Annotated in this window: 16 protein-coding genes; 7 read left to right on the top strand and 9 right to left on the bottom strand. The window is 62.4% G+C overall.

Annotation, left to right across the window (positions count from 1 at the left end; genetic code table 11):
- Positions 1-58: 58 nt before the first annotated feature.
- From rseP to rpsB, 8 genes are all read right to left on the bottom strand, one after another.
- Positions 59-1,411, bottom strand: a complete 1,353-nt coding sequence (gene rseP / locus LOY26_RS05730; protein WP_258714479.1) for an RIP metalloprotease RseP — start codon at positions 1,409-1,411, stop codon at positions 59-61.
- Positions 1,412-1,471: 60 nt separating this feature from the next.
- Complete coding sequence (gene ispC, locus LOY26_RS05725; protein WP_033700880.1) at positions 1,472-2,662, bottom strand: 1-deoxy-D-xylulose-5-phosphate reductoisomerase; 1,191 nt, start codon at positions 2,660-2,662, stop codon at positions 1,472-1,474.
- Positions 2,659-3,474: a phosphatidate cytidylyltransferase gene (locus tag LOY26_RS05720; protein ID WP_186654483.1), complete on the bottom strand. Its 816-nt coding sequence runs from the start codon at positions 3,472-3,474 to the stop codon at positions 2,659-2,661. Before LOY26_RS05720 ends, ispC begins: the two co-directional genes overlap by 4 nt.
- On the bottom strand, positions 3,474-4,229 hold the full coding sequence (gene uppS, locus LOY26_RS05715; protein ID WP_186654481.1) for a polyprenyl diphosphate synthase: 756 nt from the start codon (positions 4,227-4,229) through the stop codon (positions 3,474-3,476). The genes LOY26_RS05720 and uppS overlap by 1 nt, the downstream gene beginning before the upstream one ends.
- Before the next feature lie 15 nt (positions 4,230-4,244).
- The gene (gene frr / locus LOY26_RS05710) at positions 4,245-4,802 is read right to left on the bottom strand and encodes a ribosome recycling factor (protein WP_186654479.1); all 558 of its coding nucleotides are present in this window, start codon (positions 4,800-4,802) and stop codon (positions 4,245-4,247) included.
- Positions 4,799-5,542 carry a UMP kinase gene (pyrH, locus tag LOY26_RS05705; protein WP_016392310.1) on the bottom strand — a complete coding sequence of 248 codons (744 nt, stop codon included), beginning with the start codon at positions 5,540-5,542 and terminating at the stop codon, positions 4,799-4,801. The genes frr and pyrH overlap by 4 nt, the downstream gene beginning before the upstream one ends.
- A gap of 176 nt (positions 5,543-5,718) precedes the next feature.
- Positions 5,719-6,582 carry a translation elongation factor Ts gene (gene tsf, locus LOY26_RS05700; protein ID WP_033700885.1) on the bottom strand — a complete coding sequence of 288 codons (864 nt, stop codon included), beginning with the start codon at positions 6,580-6,582 and terminating at the stop codon, positions 5,719-5,721.
- A gap of 186 nt (positions 6,583-6,768) precedes the next feature.
- The gene (gene rpsB, locus LOY26_RS05695; RefSeq protein ID WP_027595792.1) at positions 6,769-7,506 is read right to left on the bottom strand and encodes a 30S ribosomal protein S2; all 738 of its coding nucleotides are present in this window, start codon (positions 7,504-7,506) and stop codon (positions 6,769-6,771) included.
- A 346-nt stretch (positions 7,507-7,852) separates the two neighbouring features.
- On the opposite strand from rpsB, the gene map reads away from it, so the two are divergent.
- The 3 genes from map to dapC are packed head-to-tail and all read left to right on the top strand — an operon-like array spanning position 7,853 to position 12,594.
- Positions 7,853-8,635, top strand: coding sequence for a type I methionyl aminopeptidase (gene map, locus LOY26_RS05690; RefSeq protein ID WP_033700886.1), 783 nt, complete (start codon positions 7,853-7,855; stop codon positions 8,633-8,635).
- Between the two features lie 37 nt (positions 8,636-8,672).
- A complete protein-coding gene (locus LOY26_RS05685; RefSeq protein ID WP_033700887.1) occupies positions 8,673-11,375 on the top strand; it encodes a [protein-PII] uridylyltransferase in 2,703 nt (900 codons plus the stop codon).
- A gap of 22 nt (positions 11,376-11,397) precedes the next feature.
- Positions 11,398-12,594 (top strand): succinyldiaminopimelate transaminase, encoded by a 1,197-nt coding sequence (gene dapC, locus LOY26_RS05680; protein ID WP_033700888.1) that lies wholly within the window; start codon positions 11,398-11,400, stop codon positions 12,592-12,594.
- 37 nt (positions 12,595-12,631) lie between these two features.
- On the opposite strand, the gene LOY26_RS05675 is transcribed toward dapC, so the two are convergent.
- Positions 12,632-14,278 carry a Na+/H+ antiporter gene (locus LOY26_RS05675; RefSeq protein WP_186662974.1) on the bottom strand — a complete coding sequence of 549 codons (1,647 nt, stop codon included), beginning with the start codon at positions 14,276-14,278 and terminating at the stop codon, positions 12,632-12,634.
- 237 nt (positions 14,279-14,515) lie between these two features.
- On the opposite strand from LOY26_RS05675, the gene LOY26_RS05670 reads away from it, so the two are divergent.
- From LOY26_RS05670 to dapD, 4 genes are all read left to right on the top strand, one after another.
- The gene (locus tag LOY26_RS05670) at positions 14,516-14,794 is read left to right on the top strand and encodes a type II toxin-antitoxin system RelE/ParE family toxin (RefSeq protein ID WP_186654474.1); all 279 of its coding nucleotides are present in this window, start codon (positions 14,516-14,518) and stop codon (positions 14,792-14,794) included.
- An 8-nt stretch (positions 14,795-14,802) separates the two neighbouring features.
- Positions 14,803-15,102, top strand: a complete 300-nt coding sequence (gene graA / locus LOY26_RS05665; RefSeq protein ID WP_186662972.1) for a type II toxin-antitoxin system antitoxin GraA — start codon at positions 14,803-14,805, stop codon at positions 15,100-15,102.
- Between the two features lie 118 nt (positions 15,103-15,220).
- Positions 15,221-15,568 (top strand): ArsC family reductase, encoded by a 348-nt coding sequence (locus LOY26_RS05660; RefSeq protein WP_077068598.1) that lies wholly within the window; start codon positions 15,221-15,223, stop codon positions 15,566-15,568.
- A 42-nt stretch (positions 15,569-15,610) separates the two neighbouring features.
- Positions 15,611-16,645, top strand: a complete 1,035-nt coding sequence (dapD, locus tag LOY26_RS05655; RefSeq protein WP_186654464.1) for a 2,3,4,5-tetrahydropyridine-2,6-dicarboxylate N-succinyltransferase — start codon at positions 15,611-15,613, stop codon at positions 16,643-16,645.
- Position 16,646: the final 1 nt, after the last annotated feature.

Genomic DNA, 16,646 nt, shown 5'->3' with positions numbered 1-16,646 from the left:
AACTGGCAATAAACAACCCGCCGCGAAAAGACGGCGGGTTCGCAATTGAGCGAAGCTTTTAAAGTCGACCCAGATCGTTGATCAGGGCGAGCAACATCACCCCTATGACCAAACTGATACCGATCTGGACCCCCCAACCTTGTACCCGGTCCGACAGCGGACGACCGCGCGCCCACTCAACCAGGTAAAACAGCAAATGCCCCCCATCCAGTACTGGAATGGGCAGCAGGTTAAGAACCCCCAGGCTTATGCTCAGGTAGGCCAGGAAATTCAGGAAATCCCCCACGCCGGACTGGGCTGAAGCGCCCGCCACTTTAGCAATGGTTATCGGTCCGCTCAAGTTTTTTACCGAGAGCTCTCCGAACAGCATTTTCTTCAGCGACTCGAGGGTCAGGACACTCATGGTCCAGGTGCGCGACAAGCCCTCGCCTACCGCTTCCAGCGGGCCATAGCTGACTTCGCGAAGCATGTTGGCAGGCCATTCGCCACCTTTTACCCCTGCCCCCAGGTAGCCGCCCGAGGCCTTGCCCTCACCCCGCTGCGCCAGGGTTACCGGCACATCCAGGGCAGCGCCGTCGCGCTCGACACGTACCACCACCTTGGCATGCGGGCGGGCGCGTACGGCATCGACCACCTGCTGCCATTCGGTGACGACCGCACCGTCGATGGCCAGCAACTTGTCACCCGTCTTCAGGCCCGCCGCTGCGGCCGGCCCTTTCGATTCGATTTCGGCCAACACCGGCACGATCACCGGGCGCCAGGGGCGCAAGCCCAGGGACTGGATAGGGTCCGGTTCGTCAGCGCCTTTCAGCCAGTGGTCCAGCTTGATCTGCAGTTGACGCTCGGCGCTGGCGCCTTCATCGCGCACGCCCACCTGCAGGGTGCCGCTCTCGCCCAGGCGGCGCACCAGTTGCAGGTTGACCGCTGACCAACCGCTGGTCGGTTTGCCATCGATGGATACGATTTCCTGACCGGCGGCCAGGCCTGCCGAGGCTGCCAGGCTGTCTACCTCGACCCCACCGATGACCGGGCGGATCTGCTGGGTGCCGAGCATGGCCAGCAGCCAGAAGAACACGATGGCCAAGAGGAAATTGGCAATCGGCCCTGCTGCGACGATGGCAATGCGCTGACGCACGGTTTTGCGATTGAACGACTGGTCGGCCAGCGCAGGCGGTACATCGCCTTCGCGCTCATCGAGCATCTTGACGTAGCCACCCAGCGGGATCGCTGCCACCACGAACTCGGTACCCTGCCGATCATGCCAGCGCAGCAGCGGCGTGCCGAAGCCTACCGAAAAACGCAGCACCTTGACGCCGCAGCGTCGGGCCACCCAGAAGTGGCCGAATTCGTGAAACGTGACCAGAACACCCAACGCCACCAGGGTGCCGACAATCATGTAGAGCGCAGTCATATCTTTCTCCAGATGACGTTCAGCAGAACGACGTTTCGCACAAGCCCTGGCAGGCCTGCATCAGTGACCGTGACGCCTCAACCACTCGCGGGACAACTCCCGGGCACGCTGGTCGGCGGCAAATACCGCGTCCAACGATGCCAGTGGCACTACGGGCTCCTGATCGAGCACCTGTTCGATCATACCCGCGATCTCCGGGAAGCGGATACGCCGCTGCAGAAATGCCTCGACCGCCACTTCATTGGCCGCGTTGAGCACTGCGGGCGCGCTGTTGCCGGCCTCGGCAGCCTGCCGCGCCAGGCGCAGGCAAGGGAAGCGCTGTTCGTCAGGGGCCTGGAAATCCAGACGCGCGATGGCGAACAAGTCCAGCGGGGCAACCCCGGAATCAATACGCTCTGGCCAGGCCAGCGCGTTGGCGATAGGCGTGCGCATGTCGGGGTTACCCAACTGGGCGAGGACCGAACCGTCCACGTAATCCACCAGCGAGTGGATCACGCTCTGCGGGTGCACCACCACCTCGACCTTGGCGGGCGAGGCATCGAACAACCAGCACGCCTCGATCAACTCCAGGCCCTTGTTCATCATACTGGCCGAATCCACGGAAATCTTGCGCCCCATGGACCAGTTGGGATGGGCGCAGGCCTGTTCCGGGGTGACATCGGCGAGCGCCGCATGCGGTGTTTCGCGGAACGGGCCGCCCGACGCGGTGAGCAGGATGCGGCGCACACCCACCTGGCTCAGGCCACGGGCATAGTCACCCGGCAGGCACTGGAAGATCGCATTGTGCTCGCTGTCGATCGGCAACAGCACGGCACCACTGCGCCGCACCGCCTCCATGAACAGCGCGCCAGACATCACCAGCGCCTCCTTGTTGGCCAGCAGCACCTTCTTGCCCGCCTCGACGGCCGCCAAGGTCGGTCGCAGCCCGGCCGCGCCCACGATTGCCGCCATGACCGCATCCACTTCCGCCGCCGCAGCCACCTGGCACAGCCCCGCCTCGCCTTCCAGCACCTGCGTGGCACAACCCGCTGCCGCCAGGCCGTCACGTAAACGTGCAGCCCCCTCGGCACTTGGCACCACCGCAAACTCGGGACGATGGCGCACGCACAACGCCAGCAGCTCATCGATGCGCGAGTAACCGCTCAATGCGAAAACCGAGTAACGCTCGGGGTGACGCGCGATCACATCCAGCGTGCTCAGGCCAATGGAGCCTGTGGCGCCAAGCACGGTGATGCGTTGCACCGCACTCACATCACACCCCATTCGGCAGCCCACAGCAGCACCGCAAACAGCGGGATGGCTGCGGTCAGGCTGTCGATGCGGTCAAGTACGCCACCATGGCCGGGCAGCAGGTTACTGCTGTCCTTGATGCCGGAACGGCGCTTGAACATACTTTCGGTCAGGTCACCGATCACCGAGGCCATGACCACCAGCGCTGCGCCCAGCAGACCCAGCAAAATCTGGCCGATGCCCCAGTCGCGGCTGATACCGACTGCCAGGGTGATGACCAGGCTGACGGCCAGGCCGCCATAGACGCCTTCCCAGCTCTTGCCCGGGCTGACCTGCGGCGCCAGCTTGCGCTTGCCGAAGGCCCGACCGGAGAAATAGGCACCGATGTCGGCGGCCCATACCAGCACCATCACCGACAGGATCAGCCAGTTGCCCAGCGGCCAGTGCTTGAGCAGCACCAGGCCCTGCCACGCCGGTAGCAATACCAGCAGGCCGATCAGCAGGCGACAGGCCGCACTGGCCCACAGTTCGCTGCTGCGCGGGTAGGTCAGCACCAGCCAGGTAGCCAGTGCCCACCAGATCACCGACGCACCGAGCACCCAGGGCGCCAGGTCAGGCATCAGGTGCAGCAGCATCAGCGCACCGCCGACGACGGCGGCATAGGCAATGCGCAGCGGCTGGGCCATCAAACCGGCCAGGCGCGCCCACTCCCAGGCCCCGAGGGTGACCACGAAGCCGATGAACAGGGCGAAATCCCCACCATTGAGCAGGAAGAAGCCACCCAGCGCGACCGGCAACAGGATCAGCGCGGTAATGATGCGTTGTTTAAGCATTAAGCACGAGCTCCAGCCTCGACCTGCTCGCTGGTCTTACCGAAGCGGCGCTGGCGCGAAGCGAAATCGGCCAGGGCATTGCGCATGGCCTCGTGTTTGAAGTCCGGCCAGTACAGGTCGGAGAAATACAGCTCGGCATAGGCCAGCTGCCACAGCAGGAAATTGCTGATGCGCCGCTCGCCACCGGTACGGATACACAAGTCGGGCAGCGGCAACTCGCCCGTGGACAGGCAGGTTTGCAGCAGACCCGGCGTAATGTCGTCCGGGCGCAGATGGCCGGCCTGTACTTCCCGCGCCAGGCGCTGGGCAGCCTGGGCAATGTCCCACTGGCCGCCGTAGTTGGCCGCGATCTGCAGGATGAAGCGCTTGTTGCCGGCGGTCAGCGCTTCGGCCTCACGCATGGCAGCCTGCAGCTCGGGATGGAAGCGTGAGCGATCGCCGATGATGCGCAAGCAGATGTTGTTCTCGTTGAGGCGGCGAGCCTCACGGCGCAGGGCCGAGAAGAACAACTCCATCAGCGCACCGACCTCTTCGGCGGGGCGTTGCCAGTTCTCGCTGGAGAAGGCGAACAGGGTCAGGACCTCGACCCCCGATTCGGCACAGACTTCGATGACCGCGCGAACGGCATCGACGCCAGCCTTGTGCCCGGCAACACCGGGCAACAGGCGCTTCTTCGCCCAACGGTTGTTGCCATCCATGATGATCGCGACGTGTCGCGGCACCGAGGACGGCGCCGCTGGCTTGGTCTTTTCCATTAAAAAACCTCGGCCTTAAACGGCCAACAGGTCCTTTTCCTTGGCTTTGAACGCCGCGTCGATGTCAGCGACGAACTTGTCGGTGAGCTTCTGGATCTCGTCAGCAGCGCGACGTTCTTCGTCTTCGCTGATTTCCTTGTCCTTGGTCAGCTTCTTCAGGTCGGCGAGGGCATCGCGGCGCACGTTACGCACGGCAACCTTGGCATCTTCGGCAACGCCGCTGGCCTGCTTGGTGTAACCCTTGCGGGTTTCCTCGGTCAGGGCCGGCATCGGTACGCGGATGGTGGTACCGGCGCTGGACGGGTTCAGGCCCAGGTCGGAAGTCAGGATGGCTTTTTCAATGGCTGCGCTAAGGTTCTTGTCGTGGGCGACAATTTTCAGGGTGCGGGCGTCTTCGACGGAAATCGCAGCCACCTGGTTCAGCGGCATCTCGCTACCCCAGGCAGTCACCTTGACGCTGTCCAGGATGCTTGGGTGGGCGCGACCGGTGCGGATAGCTGCCAGGTGGCGACCCAGCGCCTCGATGGACTTGCCCATGCGGTCCTGGGCGTCTTTCTTGATAGCGTTGATCATTTTTGAACTTCCTCGATCAGAGTTCCTTCCGCGCCGCCATGCACGATGTTCAGCAAGGCGCCGGGTTTGTTCATGTTGAAGACGCGCAACGGCATCTTGTGGTCGCGGCACAGACAGATTGCCGTCAGATCCATCACACCCAGCTTGCGATCCAGCACTTCATCGTAGGTCAGATGATCGAACTTCTCGGCATGCGGGTCCTTGAATGGATCTGCAGTGTATACACCATCGACCTTGGTTGCCTTCAATACCACGTCGGCATCGATTTCGATGGCGCGCAGGCAAGCGGCGGAGTCGGTGGTAAAGAACGGGTTGCCGGTACCGGCAGCGAAGATCACGACCTCTTTGGCATTGAGGTGGCGCATGGCTTTGCGGCGATCATAGTGATCGGTTACGCCAACCATGGAAATGGCCGACATGACGATGGCGGTAATGTTTGCCCGCTCCAGCGCGTCGCGCATGGCCAGGGCGTTCATCACGGTCGCCAGCATGCCCATGTGGTCACCGGTGACGCGGTCCATGCCGGCTGCACTGAGCGCCGCACCACGGAACAGGTTGCCACCGCCGATTACCAGACCTACCTGAACACCGATGCCGACCAGCTGGCCGACCTCCAGCGCCATGCGATCCAGGACCTTGGGGTCGATCCCGAACTCTTCCGAGCCCATCAGGGCCTCGCCGCTAAGTTTGAGTAGAATGCGTTTATAGCGAGCCTGATAACCACTGCCCTGCTGAGCCATTGCGAATCTCTCCTGCGGCGTTTGTAAAATTCTGCGGGCTGTTTGAGCCTGCGTGTAACTCTAACGTGACGCAGCGACTGCGTCAGCGAGGAACGGTTCTGAAAACCACTCCCGCTTTGACAAAGAGGCTGCGCGCGTGAGCGGGCAGCCTCTTTGGGGCGACAGACGGGTCTGTCTTACTGCTTGGCAGCAGCCAGCTGAGCAGCAACTTCTTCAGCGAAGTTGTCGACCGGCTTCTCGATGCCTTCGCCTACTTTGAAGTAGGTGAAGGAAACGATTTCAGCGCCGGCTTTCTTGGCCAGTTCGCCGACTTTGATTTCCGGGTTCATGACGAAGGCCTGTTCAACCAGGCTGGCTTCGGCCAGGAACTTGGAAATACGGCCTTTGATCATGTTCTCGACGATGTTCTCAGGCTTGCCTTTGATCTTGTCTTCGTTCAGTTGCAGGAAGACCGCCTTCTCACGCTCGATAGCCTCAGCCGAGACTTCCGATGGCAGCAGGAACTCTGGGTTGCTGGCAGCCACGTGCATGGCGATTTCTTTGGCCAGTTGAACGTCGCCGCCCTTCAGCACAACAGCAACACCGATCTTGTTGCCGTGCAGGTAGGTACCGACAACGTCACCTTCAACGCGCACCAGGCGACGGATGTTGACGTTCTCGCCAACCTTGGCAACCAGGGCTTCGCGAGCCGCTTCACGGGAAGCGATCAGCGGAGCGGCATCGGTCAGCTTCTCGGCGAAGGCTTGCTCGACGCTTTCAGCAACGAAGTTCTTGAAGTCGTCTTGCAGGGCCAGGAAGTCGGTCTGCGAGTTCACTTCCAGCAGAACGGCGGACTTTTCGTCGGCCTTGATGGCGATAGCGCCTTCAGCAGCAACGTTGCCAGCCTTTTTGGCAGCCTTGATGGCGCCGGAGGCACGCATGTCGTCAATGGCTTTTTCGATGTCGCCGCCGGCCTTGGTCAGCGCCTTCTTGCAATCCATCATGCCTTCGCCGGTACGCTCGCGCAGTTCTTTGACCAGCGCCGCAGTAATCTCTGCCATTTCAAAATCCTCTTGGAAAGTTTTTCAACCATTCCACCCGCTCGTCACGGGCGTTCAATTCTGCAAATCCGCTGTTTTCGTCTCAGCAGGCCCATAGTGCGGGGCCGTTGCTGACAGCAGGATTTCAAGGTGGCAAAAAGGGGGCAGAGCCCCCTTTTTGCGTGCCAAGTAGACGCCAGGCGTCAATTACTCAGCAGCAGGTGCAGCCGCTTCTTCAGCGTAGACTTCGGTGCCGCCAGCAACGTTGTTGCGGCCGCGGATGATGGCGTCAGCCATCGAAGTCATGTACAGCTCGATAGCGCGAATGGCGTCATCGTTACCTGGGATGATGTAGTCAACACCTTCCGGGCTGCTGTTGGTATCGACAACGCCGATAACCGGGATGCCCAGCTTGTTGGCTTCGGTGATAGCAATGCGCTCGTGGTCAACGTCGATCACGAACAGGGCATCAGGCAGGCCGCCCATGTCCTTGATACCACCCAGGCTGCGGTCCAGCTTTTCCAGATCGCGCGAACGCATCAGGGCTTCTTTCTTGGTCAGCTTGGCAAAGGTGCCATCTTCGGCCTGAGTTTCCAGGTCGCGCAGACGCTTGATCGAAGCACGGATGGTTTTGTAGTTGGTCAGCATGCCGCCCAACCAGCGGTGGTCAACGTATGGCGAACCGGCACGAGCAGCTTGCTCGGCGACGATCTTGCCGGCGGAACGCTTGGTGCCGACGAACATGATCTTGTTCTTGCCCTGGGCCAGGCGCTCTACGAAGGCCAGAGCCTCGTTGAACATCGGCAGGGTTTTTTCCAGGTTGATGATGTGGATCTTGTTACGCGCGCCGAAAATGTACTTGCCCATTTTCGGGTTCCAGTAACGGGTCTGGTGACCGAAGTGCACACCGGCCTTCAGCATATCGCGCATGTTGACTTGGGACATGGTAGTTCCTTGGTAAGTCGGGTTGGGCCTCCACGCATCCCAATGACCAACCCGCAAATTCTGCAATTCGGGGCACCCAGGTCATCGTGTCGACACGTGTGTGGGTTTAAGGCTAACGGGGTCTACCCCGAAAGCGGCGCATTTTATACCACAGACCGCGAGCGAACGGAACCCGAATACTGTTGCGTCCGTCAGCGGCTTTTGCAGCACCCAGGCTTTCAGGCCAGAATGCCCTCTATAGACAGCAGCTTGGCCGCCTTTATCCCGACCGATTGCCGCCCTGCTCTGCTAGAATCCGGCCTTTCCCGTTTGTTCGCGCCGTGCACGGCGCCGTAGAGAGCCTGTAATGACCGTCACCATCAAGACCGCAGAAGACATCGAGAAGATGCGCATCGCCGGCCGCCTGGCCGCCGACGTGCTGGAAATGATCGAAGCGCACGTCAAGCCCGGTGTCACCACCGAAGAACTGGACCGCCTGTGCCACGACTACATCGTCAACGTCCAGCAGGCCATCCCGGCGCCGCTCAACTACAAGGGCTACCCCAAGTCGATCTGCACCTCGATCAACCATGTGGTCTGCCACGGCATCCCCAACGACAAGCCACTAAAGGACGGTGACACGCTGAACATCGACGTCACCGTGATCAAGGACGGCTATCACGGCGACACCAGCCGCATGTTCCACGTCGGCAAGGTACCCGTGTGGGCCGAGCGCCTGTCCCAGGTCACCCAGGAATGCATGTACAAGGCCATCGAACTGGTCAAGCCTGGTTGCCGCCTGGGCGACATCGGCGAAGTGATCCAGAAGCACGCTGAAAAGAACGGCTTCTCGGTGGTGCGCGAATTCTGCGGCCATGGCATCGGCAAGGTGTTCCACGAAGAACCGCAAATTCTTCACTACGGCCGCGCCGGCACCGGCATGGAACTCAAAGAAGGCATGACCTTCACCATCGAGCCGATGATCAACCAGGGCAAGGCCGACACCAAGGTGCTGGGCGACGGCTGGACCGCCATCACCAAGGACCGCAAGCTCTCGGCCCAGTGGGAGCACACCCTGGTGGTGACCGCTACCGGCTACGAGATCTTTACCCTGCGCAAGGACGACACCATCGCGCGCACCTCGGCCTGAGTCCGCGCCAGGCACCCCACGACAGGAACGCGACGCAATGCCCCAGGTGGATCCCGAGCTGTTCGACCGCGGCCAGTTCCAGGCGGAACTGGCCCTCAAGGCGAGCCCTATCACCGCCTTCAAGAAAGCCATCCGCCAGGCTGGCGAGGTGCTCGACAAGCGTTTTCGCGATGGCCGCGAGATCCGCCGGCTGATCGAGGACCGCGCCTGGCTCGTCGACAACATCCTGCAGCAGGCCTGGAACCAGTTCGACTGGGGCGACCAGCACGGTATCGCCCTGGTCGCAGTGGGCGGCTACGGGCGCGGTGAACTGCACCCGCATTCGGACATCGACCTGCTGATCCTGTTGGGCGCCGCCGAGCACGAGCAGTACCGCGAGGCCATCGAGCGCTTCCTTACCCTGCTGTGGGACATCGGCCTGGAAGTGGGCCAGAGCGTGCGCACCGTCGACGAATGTGCCGAACAGGCGCGTGCGGACCTCACGGTCATCACCAACATGATGGAAAGCCGCACGATTGCCGGCCCCGAAGCCTTGCGCCAGCGCATGCTCGAAGTCACCAGCACCGAGCACATGTGGCCGAGCAAGGAGTTCTTCCTGGCCAAGCGTGCCGAGCTCAAGGCCCGCCACCACAAGTACAACGACACCGAGTACAACCTTGAGCCCAACGTCAAGGGTTCACCCGGTGGCCTGCGCGACATCCAGACCGTGCTGTGGGTGGCCCGCCGCCAATACGGCACCCTGAACCTGCACGCACTGGCAGGCGAAGGCTTCTTGCTGGAAAGCGAGAACGAACTGCTGGCCTCGTCCCAGGATTTCCTGTGGAAAGTGCGCTATGCCCTGCACATGCTGGCCGGGCGCGCCGAAGACCGCTTGCTGTTCGATCACCAGCGCAGCATCGCCGCGCTGCTGGGCTACAGCGACGAAAACCCCAAGCGCGCGATTGAACAGTTCATGCAGCAGTACTACCGGGTGGTGATGAGCATCAGCCAGTTGTGCGACCTGATCATCCAGCACTTCGAGGAAGTCATCCTCGCCGACGAGGACAGTGGCACTACTCAGCCGCTGAATGCGCGCTTCCGCCTGCACGACGGCTATATAGAAGCGACCAAGCCGAACGTGTTCAAGCGCACGCCATTCGCCATGCTGGAAATTTTCGTGCTGATGGCCCAGCACCCGGAGATCAAAGGTGTACGTGCCGACACCGTGCGCCTGCTGCGCGAACACCGCCACCTGATCGACGAAACGTTCCGCCACGATATCCGCAACACCAGCCTGTTCATCGAGCTGTTCAAGTGCGAGATCGGCATCCACCGCAACCTGCGGCGGATGAACCGCTACGGCATTCTTGGCCGCTACCTGCCGGAGTTCGGCCTGATCGTCGGGCAGATGCAGCATGACCTGTTCCACATTTATACGGTCGATGCGCACACGCTCAACCTGATCAAGCACCTGCGCAAACTGCAGTACACGCCGGTTTCCGAAAAATTCCCGCTGGCCAGCAAGCTCATGGGCCGCCTGCCCAAACCCGAGCTTATCTACCTGGCCGGGCTTTACCACGACATCGGCAAGGGCCGCCAGGGTGACCATTCGGAGCTGGGCGCGGTGGACGCGCAAGCGTTCTGCGAGCGCCACCAGTTGCCCGCCTGGGACAGCCGCCTGATCGTCTGGCTGGTGCTGAACCACCTGGTGATGTCCACCACCGCCCAGCGCAAGGACCTGTCCGACCCGCAGGTGATCAACGATTTCGCCTTGCACGTGGGTGACGAAACCCGCCTGGACTACCTCTACGTGCTGACCGTGGCCGACATCAACGCCACCAACCCGAGCCTGTGGAACTCCTGGCGTGCCAGCCTGCTGCGCCAGCTCTACACCGAAACCAAGCGCGCGCTGCGCCGTGGGTTGGAAAACCCGCTGGACCGTGAAGAGCAGATTCGCCAGACCCAGAGCGCGGCACTGGACATCCTGATCCGCGAGGGCACCGACCCGGACGACGTGGAGCAGCTCTGGTCGCAACTGGGTGACGACTACTTCCTCAAGCACACCGCTGCCGACGTGGCCTGGCACAGTGACGCCATCCTCCAGCAGCCCGCTGACGGTGGGCCACTGGTGCTGATCAAGGAAACCACCTCGCGCGAGTTCGAGGGCGGCACGCAGATCTTCATCTATGCCCCCGACCAACACGACTTCTTCGCCGTGACCGTGGCGGCCATGTCGCAGCTCAACCTGAACATCCATGACGCGCGGATCATCACCTCGAGCAGCCAGTTCACCCTCGACACCTATATCGTGCTCGACAACGACGGTGGCTCGATCGGCGACAACCCGCAGCGGGTCAAACAGATTCGCGACGGCCTGACCGAAGCGCTACGCAACCCCGAGGACTATCCGACGATCATTCAGCGCCGGGTGCCGCGCCAGCTCAAGCACTTCAACTTCCCGCCGCAGGTCACCATCCTCAACGATGCCCAGCGGCCGGTGACCATCCTCGAGATCACCGCCCCCGACCGCCCGGGCCTGCTGGCCAGGATCGGGCGCATCTTCCTGGAGTTTGATCTGTCGCTGCAGAACGCCAAGATCGCCACCCTTGGCGAGCGCGTGGAAGACGTGTTCTTCATCACCGACGCCGACAACCAGCCGCTGTCCGACCCGCAGCTGTGCAGCCGCCTGCAGGAGGCTATCGTGCAGCAGCTGCAGGCCGGCCAGGCGAGCGATGCCAGCCCTACCCGCGTGACCTTTTAACGATTGACGAGACCTTGCGCCGATGAACCATGCCCTGACCCAGCTTCAGCCCTACCCGTTCGAGAAACTCCGTGCCCTGCTGGGCAGCGTAAAGCCTGCGGCGGACAAACGCGCCATCGCCCTGTCGATCGGCGAGCCCAAGCACGCCTCGCCAGCGTTCGTCGCCCAGGCCATGACCGACAACCTCGACAAGCTGGCGGTGTACCCCAGCACCCTCGGCCTGCCAGCCTTGCGCCAGGCCATCGGCCAGTGGTGCGAACGTCGTTTCGGCGTGCCGGCCGGCTGGCTGGATGCCGACCGCCACATCCTGCCGGTCAACGGCACCCGTGAAGCGCTGTTCGCCTTCACCCAGGCCGTGGTCAACCGCGCCGATGATGGCCTGGTGGTCAGCCCGAACCCGTTCTACCAGATCTACGAAGGCGCGGCCCTGCTGGCAGGTGCCACCCCGCATTACCTGCCGTGCCTTGAAAACAACGGTTTCAACCCGGACTTCGATGCCGTGCCAGCGGATGTCTGGCAGCGTTGCCAGATCCTGTTCCTGTGCTCGCCGGGCAACCCCACTGGCGCGCTGGTGCCGATGGACACCCTGAAGAAACTGATCGCTTTGGCCGACGAGCACGATTTCGTGATTGCCGCCGACGAGTGCTACAGCGAGCTGTACTTCGACGAAGACGCGCCACCCCCGGGCCTGCTCAGCGCCTGCGCCGAGCTTGGCCGCAGCGACTTCAAGCGTTGCGTGGTGTTCCACAGCCTGTCCAAGCGCTCCAACCTGCCTGGCCTGCGCTCGGGCTTCGTGGCAGGTGATGCCGAAATCATCAAACCCTTCCTGCTGTACCGCACCTACCACGGCTGCGCCATGCCCGTGCAAACCCAGCTGGCCAGCATCGCGGCCTGGCAGGATGAGGCGCATGTGCGCGACAACCGTGACCAGTACCGGGCCAAGTACGCTGCCGTGCTGGATATCCTGCAGCCGGTGATGGATGTGCAGCGGCCCGATGGCAGCTTCTACCTGTGGGCCAAGGTACCGGGCTGCGATGCTGCGTTCACCCGCGACCTGTTCGAAGCCGAGCATGTGACCGTGGTACCCGGGTCGTACCTGTCGCGTGAAGTGGATGGCGTCAACCCAGGCGCTGGCCGGGTGCGCATGGCGCTGGTTGCGCCGTTGGCCGAATGCATCGAGGCGGCTGAGCGAATTCGCGCGTTCCTGCAGAATCGCTGATTGAGCTGAAGGGGGCGCTTGGCGCCCCTTTCGCTACCTACCTGATGGCCCCCAGGTTCGCCTCGCTCATATCCAACTCCCCCAGCACCTGCCGCACCACCTCATCGCCCACCAGGTGCTGGCGATGCAGGTTGTACAACTCCAGACGCTGCGCCCGCAGCGCACGCAAGCGCAAACGCCGCTCAAGCAAGTCCATCTGCTCAGCCAGGGCCCGCGCCTCGGCCGTGTCGTTGTAACTGTTCAGCTCGTCGCGGTACTCCGCCATCAGCCGCGCCTTGAGCTCGGTTGCCAAGGTCGCCTGGGCCGCATCCTGCGGTGCATTGGCGTCGATTACCTCCTCCGCCTCCAGCGCATGAATCGCAGCCTCTGCGGTACGTCGCCAGGCTTCCAGTACTTCCTGATGCAGGCGCTCGTCGGGGCTTTTGGTCACACCGCGCAGCAAGATCGGCAAGGCGATACAGGCACTGATCAGCGACAACAGGATCACCCCGGCCGCAATGAAAATCAGCAGGTCACGCTCGGGGAAGGCCTTGCCCGCCCCCATCAGCAGCGGCACCGACATCACACCGGCCAAGGTGACCGCACCGCGTACGCCACCAAGGGTCAGCAACCAGCAGGAACGCGCCGTTGGCATCAGCACCAACGCCGGCTTGCCGCGCCAACGGCGCACCACCCCGATGGCCCGCCAGATGCTCTGCACCCAGATGAACCGCAGCAGGATCAACGCGGCAAAGATCGCCAGCACATCCAGGCAGCGCCAGGCCAGGGTCGGCCACACGGTGGGCTCGTGGCTCACCACGGCCTTGATGATGTCCGGCAACTGCAAGCCGAGCAGCAGGAAGATCAAGCCATTAAAGGCAAACTCCAGCAACGACCACACGCTGCGGTTGAGCAGGCGGGTGCTGGTCTGGCGTGGCAGCAGGTCGAGCCAGCTCTGCATCATGCCGGCAGCTACCGCCGAGAGGATGCCGGACACACCCAGGCGCTCGGCCAGTACGTAAGCGGCAAAGGGCAGCAGCAGCATGAACACCACGTGCGTAGCCGGGTCGTCCCAGCCCCGCGCGATCATCCAGGTGCGCAGCCGGCCGATCAGCCAGCTCAGCGCAACGCCGACCGCCAGGCCGCCGAGGGCAACCAGGACGAAACTGAAGCTGGCATCGGCCAACGAGAACACCCCGGTAATCGCTGCGGCCAGGGCAAACTTGAACGTCACCAGGCCCGAGGCATCGTTCATCAACGCTTCGCCCTGCAGCATGTGCATCAGCGGTGTCGGCAAGCGGTCCTGGGCGATGGCCGAGACCGCCACGGCATCGGTCGGCGACAGCACGGCCGCCAGAGCGAAGGCGACTGCCAGCGGGATGCTGGGCAGCAGCCAGTGAATGAAGTAACCAGCGCCCACCACGGTGAACAGCACCAGGCCCACGGCCAGCGCCACCACTGGGCCACGAATGCGCCACAGCTCGCGCTTGGGAATGCGCCAGCCGTCGGCAAACAGCAGCGGTGGCAGGAACAGGAAAAGGAACAGTTCAGGGTCAAGGGCCACGTGCAGGCCCAGGGTCGGCCAGGCTAACAAGGCACCGGCGGCGATCTGCACCAAGGGCAGCGGCAGCGGAATGATTCGGCCGACCAGTTTTGACACGCTTACCAGCGTCAGCAGGATGAGGACGGTATAGGCTGACTGCATCCGTTAAAGCTTCCTTTGTGAACCAGAACTCAAACAAGGCGAAACATCGCCACGAAACAATATGTTAGCGGGGACTGCTGAAACGAGGCCGCTGCACGATAGTCGCAGGTAGCGGCTGAATATGTAACATGATGATACTTGGCTATCGTATCGATGCCGATGCGCGCCCGCAGACTTGAAATGATGCCGTATAAACGTATACTCACGCATAACGAATAACGTTAAGCATTAAGCCCGATGATTCGAAGCTTCAGTTGTGCTGACACGGAAGCACTCTTTACCACTGGAAAGACGCAGCGATGGTCGGATATCAAGTCTGTTGTGGAGCGCAAACTCGCCATGCTCGATGCCGCAGCAGCGCTGCGGGACCTTCGCTCGCCACCTGGCAACCGTCTCGAGCCGTTGAGCGGCAATCGGGACGGCCAGCACAGTATTCGCGTCAATGACCAGTGGCGCTTGTGCTTTATCTGGACCGAAAACGGTCCGGTTAACGTTGAAATAGTCGATTACCATTGAGGTGCATCATGCTCAAGAACGGTATGCGTCCAATACATCCCGGTGAAGTCCTGCGTGAGGACTTTCAGAAAGAAATGGGCTTCAGTGCTGCCGCGTTGGCAAGGGCGCTGGGCGTCGCCACGCCAACTGTCAACAATATCCTGCGCGAACGGGGCGGCGTGTCTGCCGACATGGCGCTGCGTCTTTCCATCTGCCTGGATACCACCCCTGAATTCTGGCTCAACCTGCAGAGTACTTTTGATCTGCGAACTGCCGAACAGCGACATGGCGACGAGATCATCGGGTCGGTACAGCGCCTGGTCGCTTGAGACACACCCTGATCAGGGGCGCCACGGGCGTGGCGCCGCGAGGATCGTTCACGCATAATCCCGCGACTGACATTCGAAAATGGAGAGATTGGGGCAGCCTGTGGCCTCAATGTACACAATGACCTACACGCTCTACGGCATCAAAGCCTGCGACACCATGAAAAAGGCGCGCACCTGGCTCGAAGACAAAGCCATCGGCTACGAATTCCACGACTACAAGACCCAAGGCATCGACCGTGACAGCCTGAACCGCTGGTGCGACGAACACGGCTGGGAAGTCATCCTCAACCGTGCCGGCACCACCTTCCGCAAGCTCGACGACGCCAGCAAGGCCGACATTGACCAAGCCAAGGCCGTCGAACTGATGCTGGCCCAGCCGTCGATGATCAAGCGTCCGGTACTCGACCTTGGCACGCGCACATTGGTCGGCTTCAAGCCGGACCTGTACGCCGCCGCACTGGCCTGAGCCCGTCACCGCTCAATACCCTATTTCGCACGAGGTAATCACATGTCCAATACTCTGTTCAGCCTGGCCTTCGGTGTCGGCTCCCAGAACCGCCAGGGTACCTGGCTGGAAGTCTTCTACGCCCAACCTCTGGTCAACCCAAGCGCCGACCTGATCGCCGCCGTTGCCCCGATCCTGGGCTACGAAGGCGGTAACCAGGCCATTGCGTTCAGCAACGGGCAAGCGGCGCAACTGGCCGAAGCCGTGAAAGGTGTCGATGCCGCCCAGGCCGCCCTGCTGACCCGCCTGGCCGAAAGCCACAAGCCGCTGGTCGCCACCTTGCTGGCCGAAGACACAGCGCTGACCTCGACCCCAGAGGCCTACCTCAAGCTGCACCTGCTGTCGCACCGCCTGGTCAAGCCGCACGGCGTGAGCCTGGCCGGCATCTTCCCGCTGCTGCCGAACGTTGCCTGGACCAACCTGGGCGCCGTCGACCTGGCCGAGCTGGCCCAACTGCAACTGGAAGCGCGCCTGAAGGGCGAGCTGCTGGAAGTGTTCTCGGTAGACAAGTTCCCGAAAATGACCGACTACGTGGTCCCGGCCGGCGTGCGCATCGCCGACACCGCCCGTGTGCGCCTGGGCGCCTACATCGGCGAAGGCACCACCATCATGCACGAAGGCTTCGTCAACTTTAACGCCGGCACCGAAGGCCCGGGCATGATCGAAGGCCGCGTGTCGGCAGGCGTGTTCGTCGGCAAGGGTTCGGACCTGGGCGGCGGCTGCTCGACCATGGGCACCCTGTCCGGCGGCGGCAACATCGTCATCAAGGTTGGCGAAGGCTGCCTGATCGGCGCCAACGCCGGTATCGGCATCCCGCTGGGCGACCGCAACACCGTCGAAGCCGGCCTGTACATCACTGCCGGCACCAAGGTGAACCTGCTGGACGAGCACAACGAGCTGGTCAAAGTGGTCAAGGCCCGCGACCTGGCCGGCCAGACCGACCTGCTGTTCCGCCGCAACTCGCTGAACGGCGCTGTGGAGTGCAAGACCCACAAGTCGGCCATCGAGCTGAACGAGGCGCTGCACGCCCATAACTGAG

Source organism: Pseudomonas sp. B21-047, from assembly GCF_024748775.1.
GTDB classification, from domain to species: Bacteria; Pseudomonadota; Gammaproteobacteria; order Pseudomonadales; family Pseudomonadaceae; genus Aquipseudomonas; species Aquipseudomonas capeferrum.
This window is presented reverse-complemented; position numbering and strand designations above follow the sequence as displayed.

What these genes read in the sequence shown, in the direction of transcription:
- tsf (WP_033700885.1), bottom strand. Translation starts at nt 6,582, where the DNA reads ATGGCAGAGATTACTGCGGCGCTGGTCAAAGAACTGCGCGAGCGTACC.
- rseP (WP_258714479.1), bottom strand. Translation starts at nt 1,411, where the DNA reads ATGACTGCGCTCTACATGATTGTCGGCACCCTGGTGGCGTTGGGTGTT.
- LOY26_RS05720 (WP_186654483.1), bottom strand. Translation starts at nt 3,474, where the DNA reads ATGCTTAAACAACGCATCATTACCGCGCTGATCCTGTTGCCGGTCGCG.
- LOY26_RS05670 (WP_186654474.1), top strand. Translation starts at nt 14,516, where the DNA reads ATGATTCGAAGCTTCAGTTGTGCTGACACGGAAGCACTCTTTACCACT.
- LOY26_RS05685 (WP_033700887.1), top strand. Translation starts at nt 8,673, where the DNA reads ATGCCCCAGGTGGATCCCGAGCTGTTCGACCGCGGCCAGTTCCAGGCG.
- uppS (WP_186654481.1), bottom strand. Translation starts at nt 4,229, where the DNA reads ATGGAAAAGACCAAGCCAGCGGCGCCGTCCTCGGTGCCGCGACACGTC.
- map (WP_033700886.1), top strand. Translation starts at nt 7,853, where the DNA reads ATGACCGTCACCATCAAGACCGCAGAAGACATCGAGAAGATGCGCATC.
- graA (WP_186662972.1), top strand. Translation starts at nt 14,803, where the DNA reads ATGCTCAAGAACGGTATGCGTCCAATACATCCCGGTGAAGTCCTGCGT.
- pyrH (WP_016392310.1), bottom strand. Translation starts at nt 5,542, where the DNA reads ATGGCTCAGCAGGGCAGTGGTTATCAGGCTCGCTATAAACGCATTCTA.
- dapD (WP_186654464.1), top strand. Translation starts at nt 15,611, where the DNA reads ATGTCCAATACTCTGTTCAGCCTGGCCTTCGGTGTCGGCTCCCAGAAC.
- dapC (WP_033700888.1), top strand. Translation starts at nt 11,398, where the DNA reads ATGAACCATGCCCTGACCCAGCTTCAGCCCTACCCGTTCGAGAAACTC.
- frr (WP_186654479.1), bottom strand. Translation starts at nt 4,802, where the DNA reads ATGATCAACGCTATCAAGAAAGACGCCCAGGACCGCATGGGCAAGTCC.
- LOY26_RS05660 (WP_077068598.1), top strand. Translation starts at nt 15,221, where the DNA reads ATGACCTACACGCTCTACGGCATCAAAGCCTGCGACACCATGAAAAAG.
- LOY26_RS05675 (WP_186662974.1), bottom strand. Translation starts at nt 14,278, where the DNA reads ATGCAGTCAGCCTATACCGTCCTCATCCTGCTGACGCTGGTAAGCGTG.
- rpsB (WP_027595792.1), bottom strand. Translation starts at nt 7,506, where the DNA reads ATGTCCCAAGTCAACATGCGCGATATGCTGAAGGCCGGTGTGCACTTC.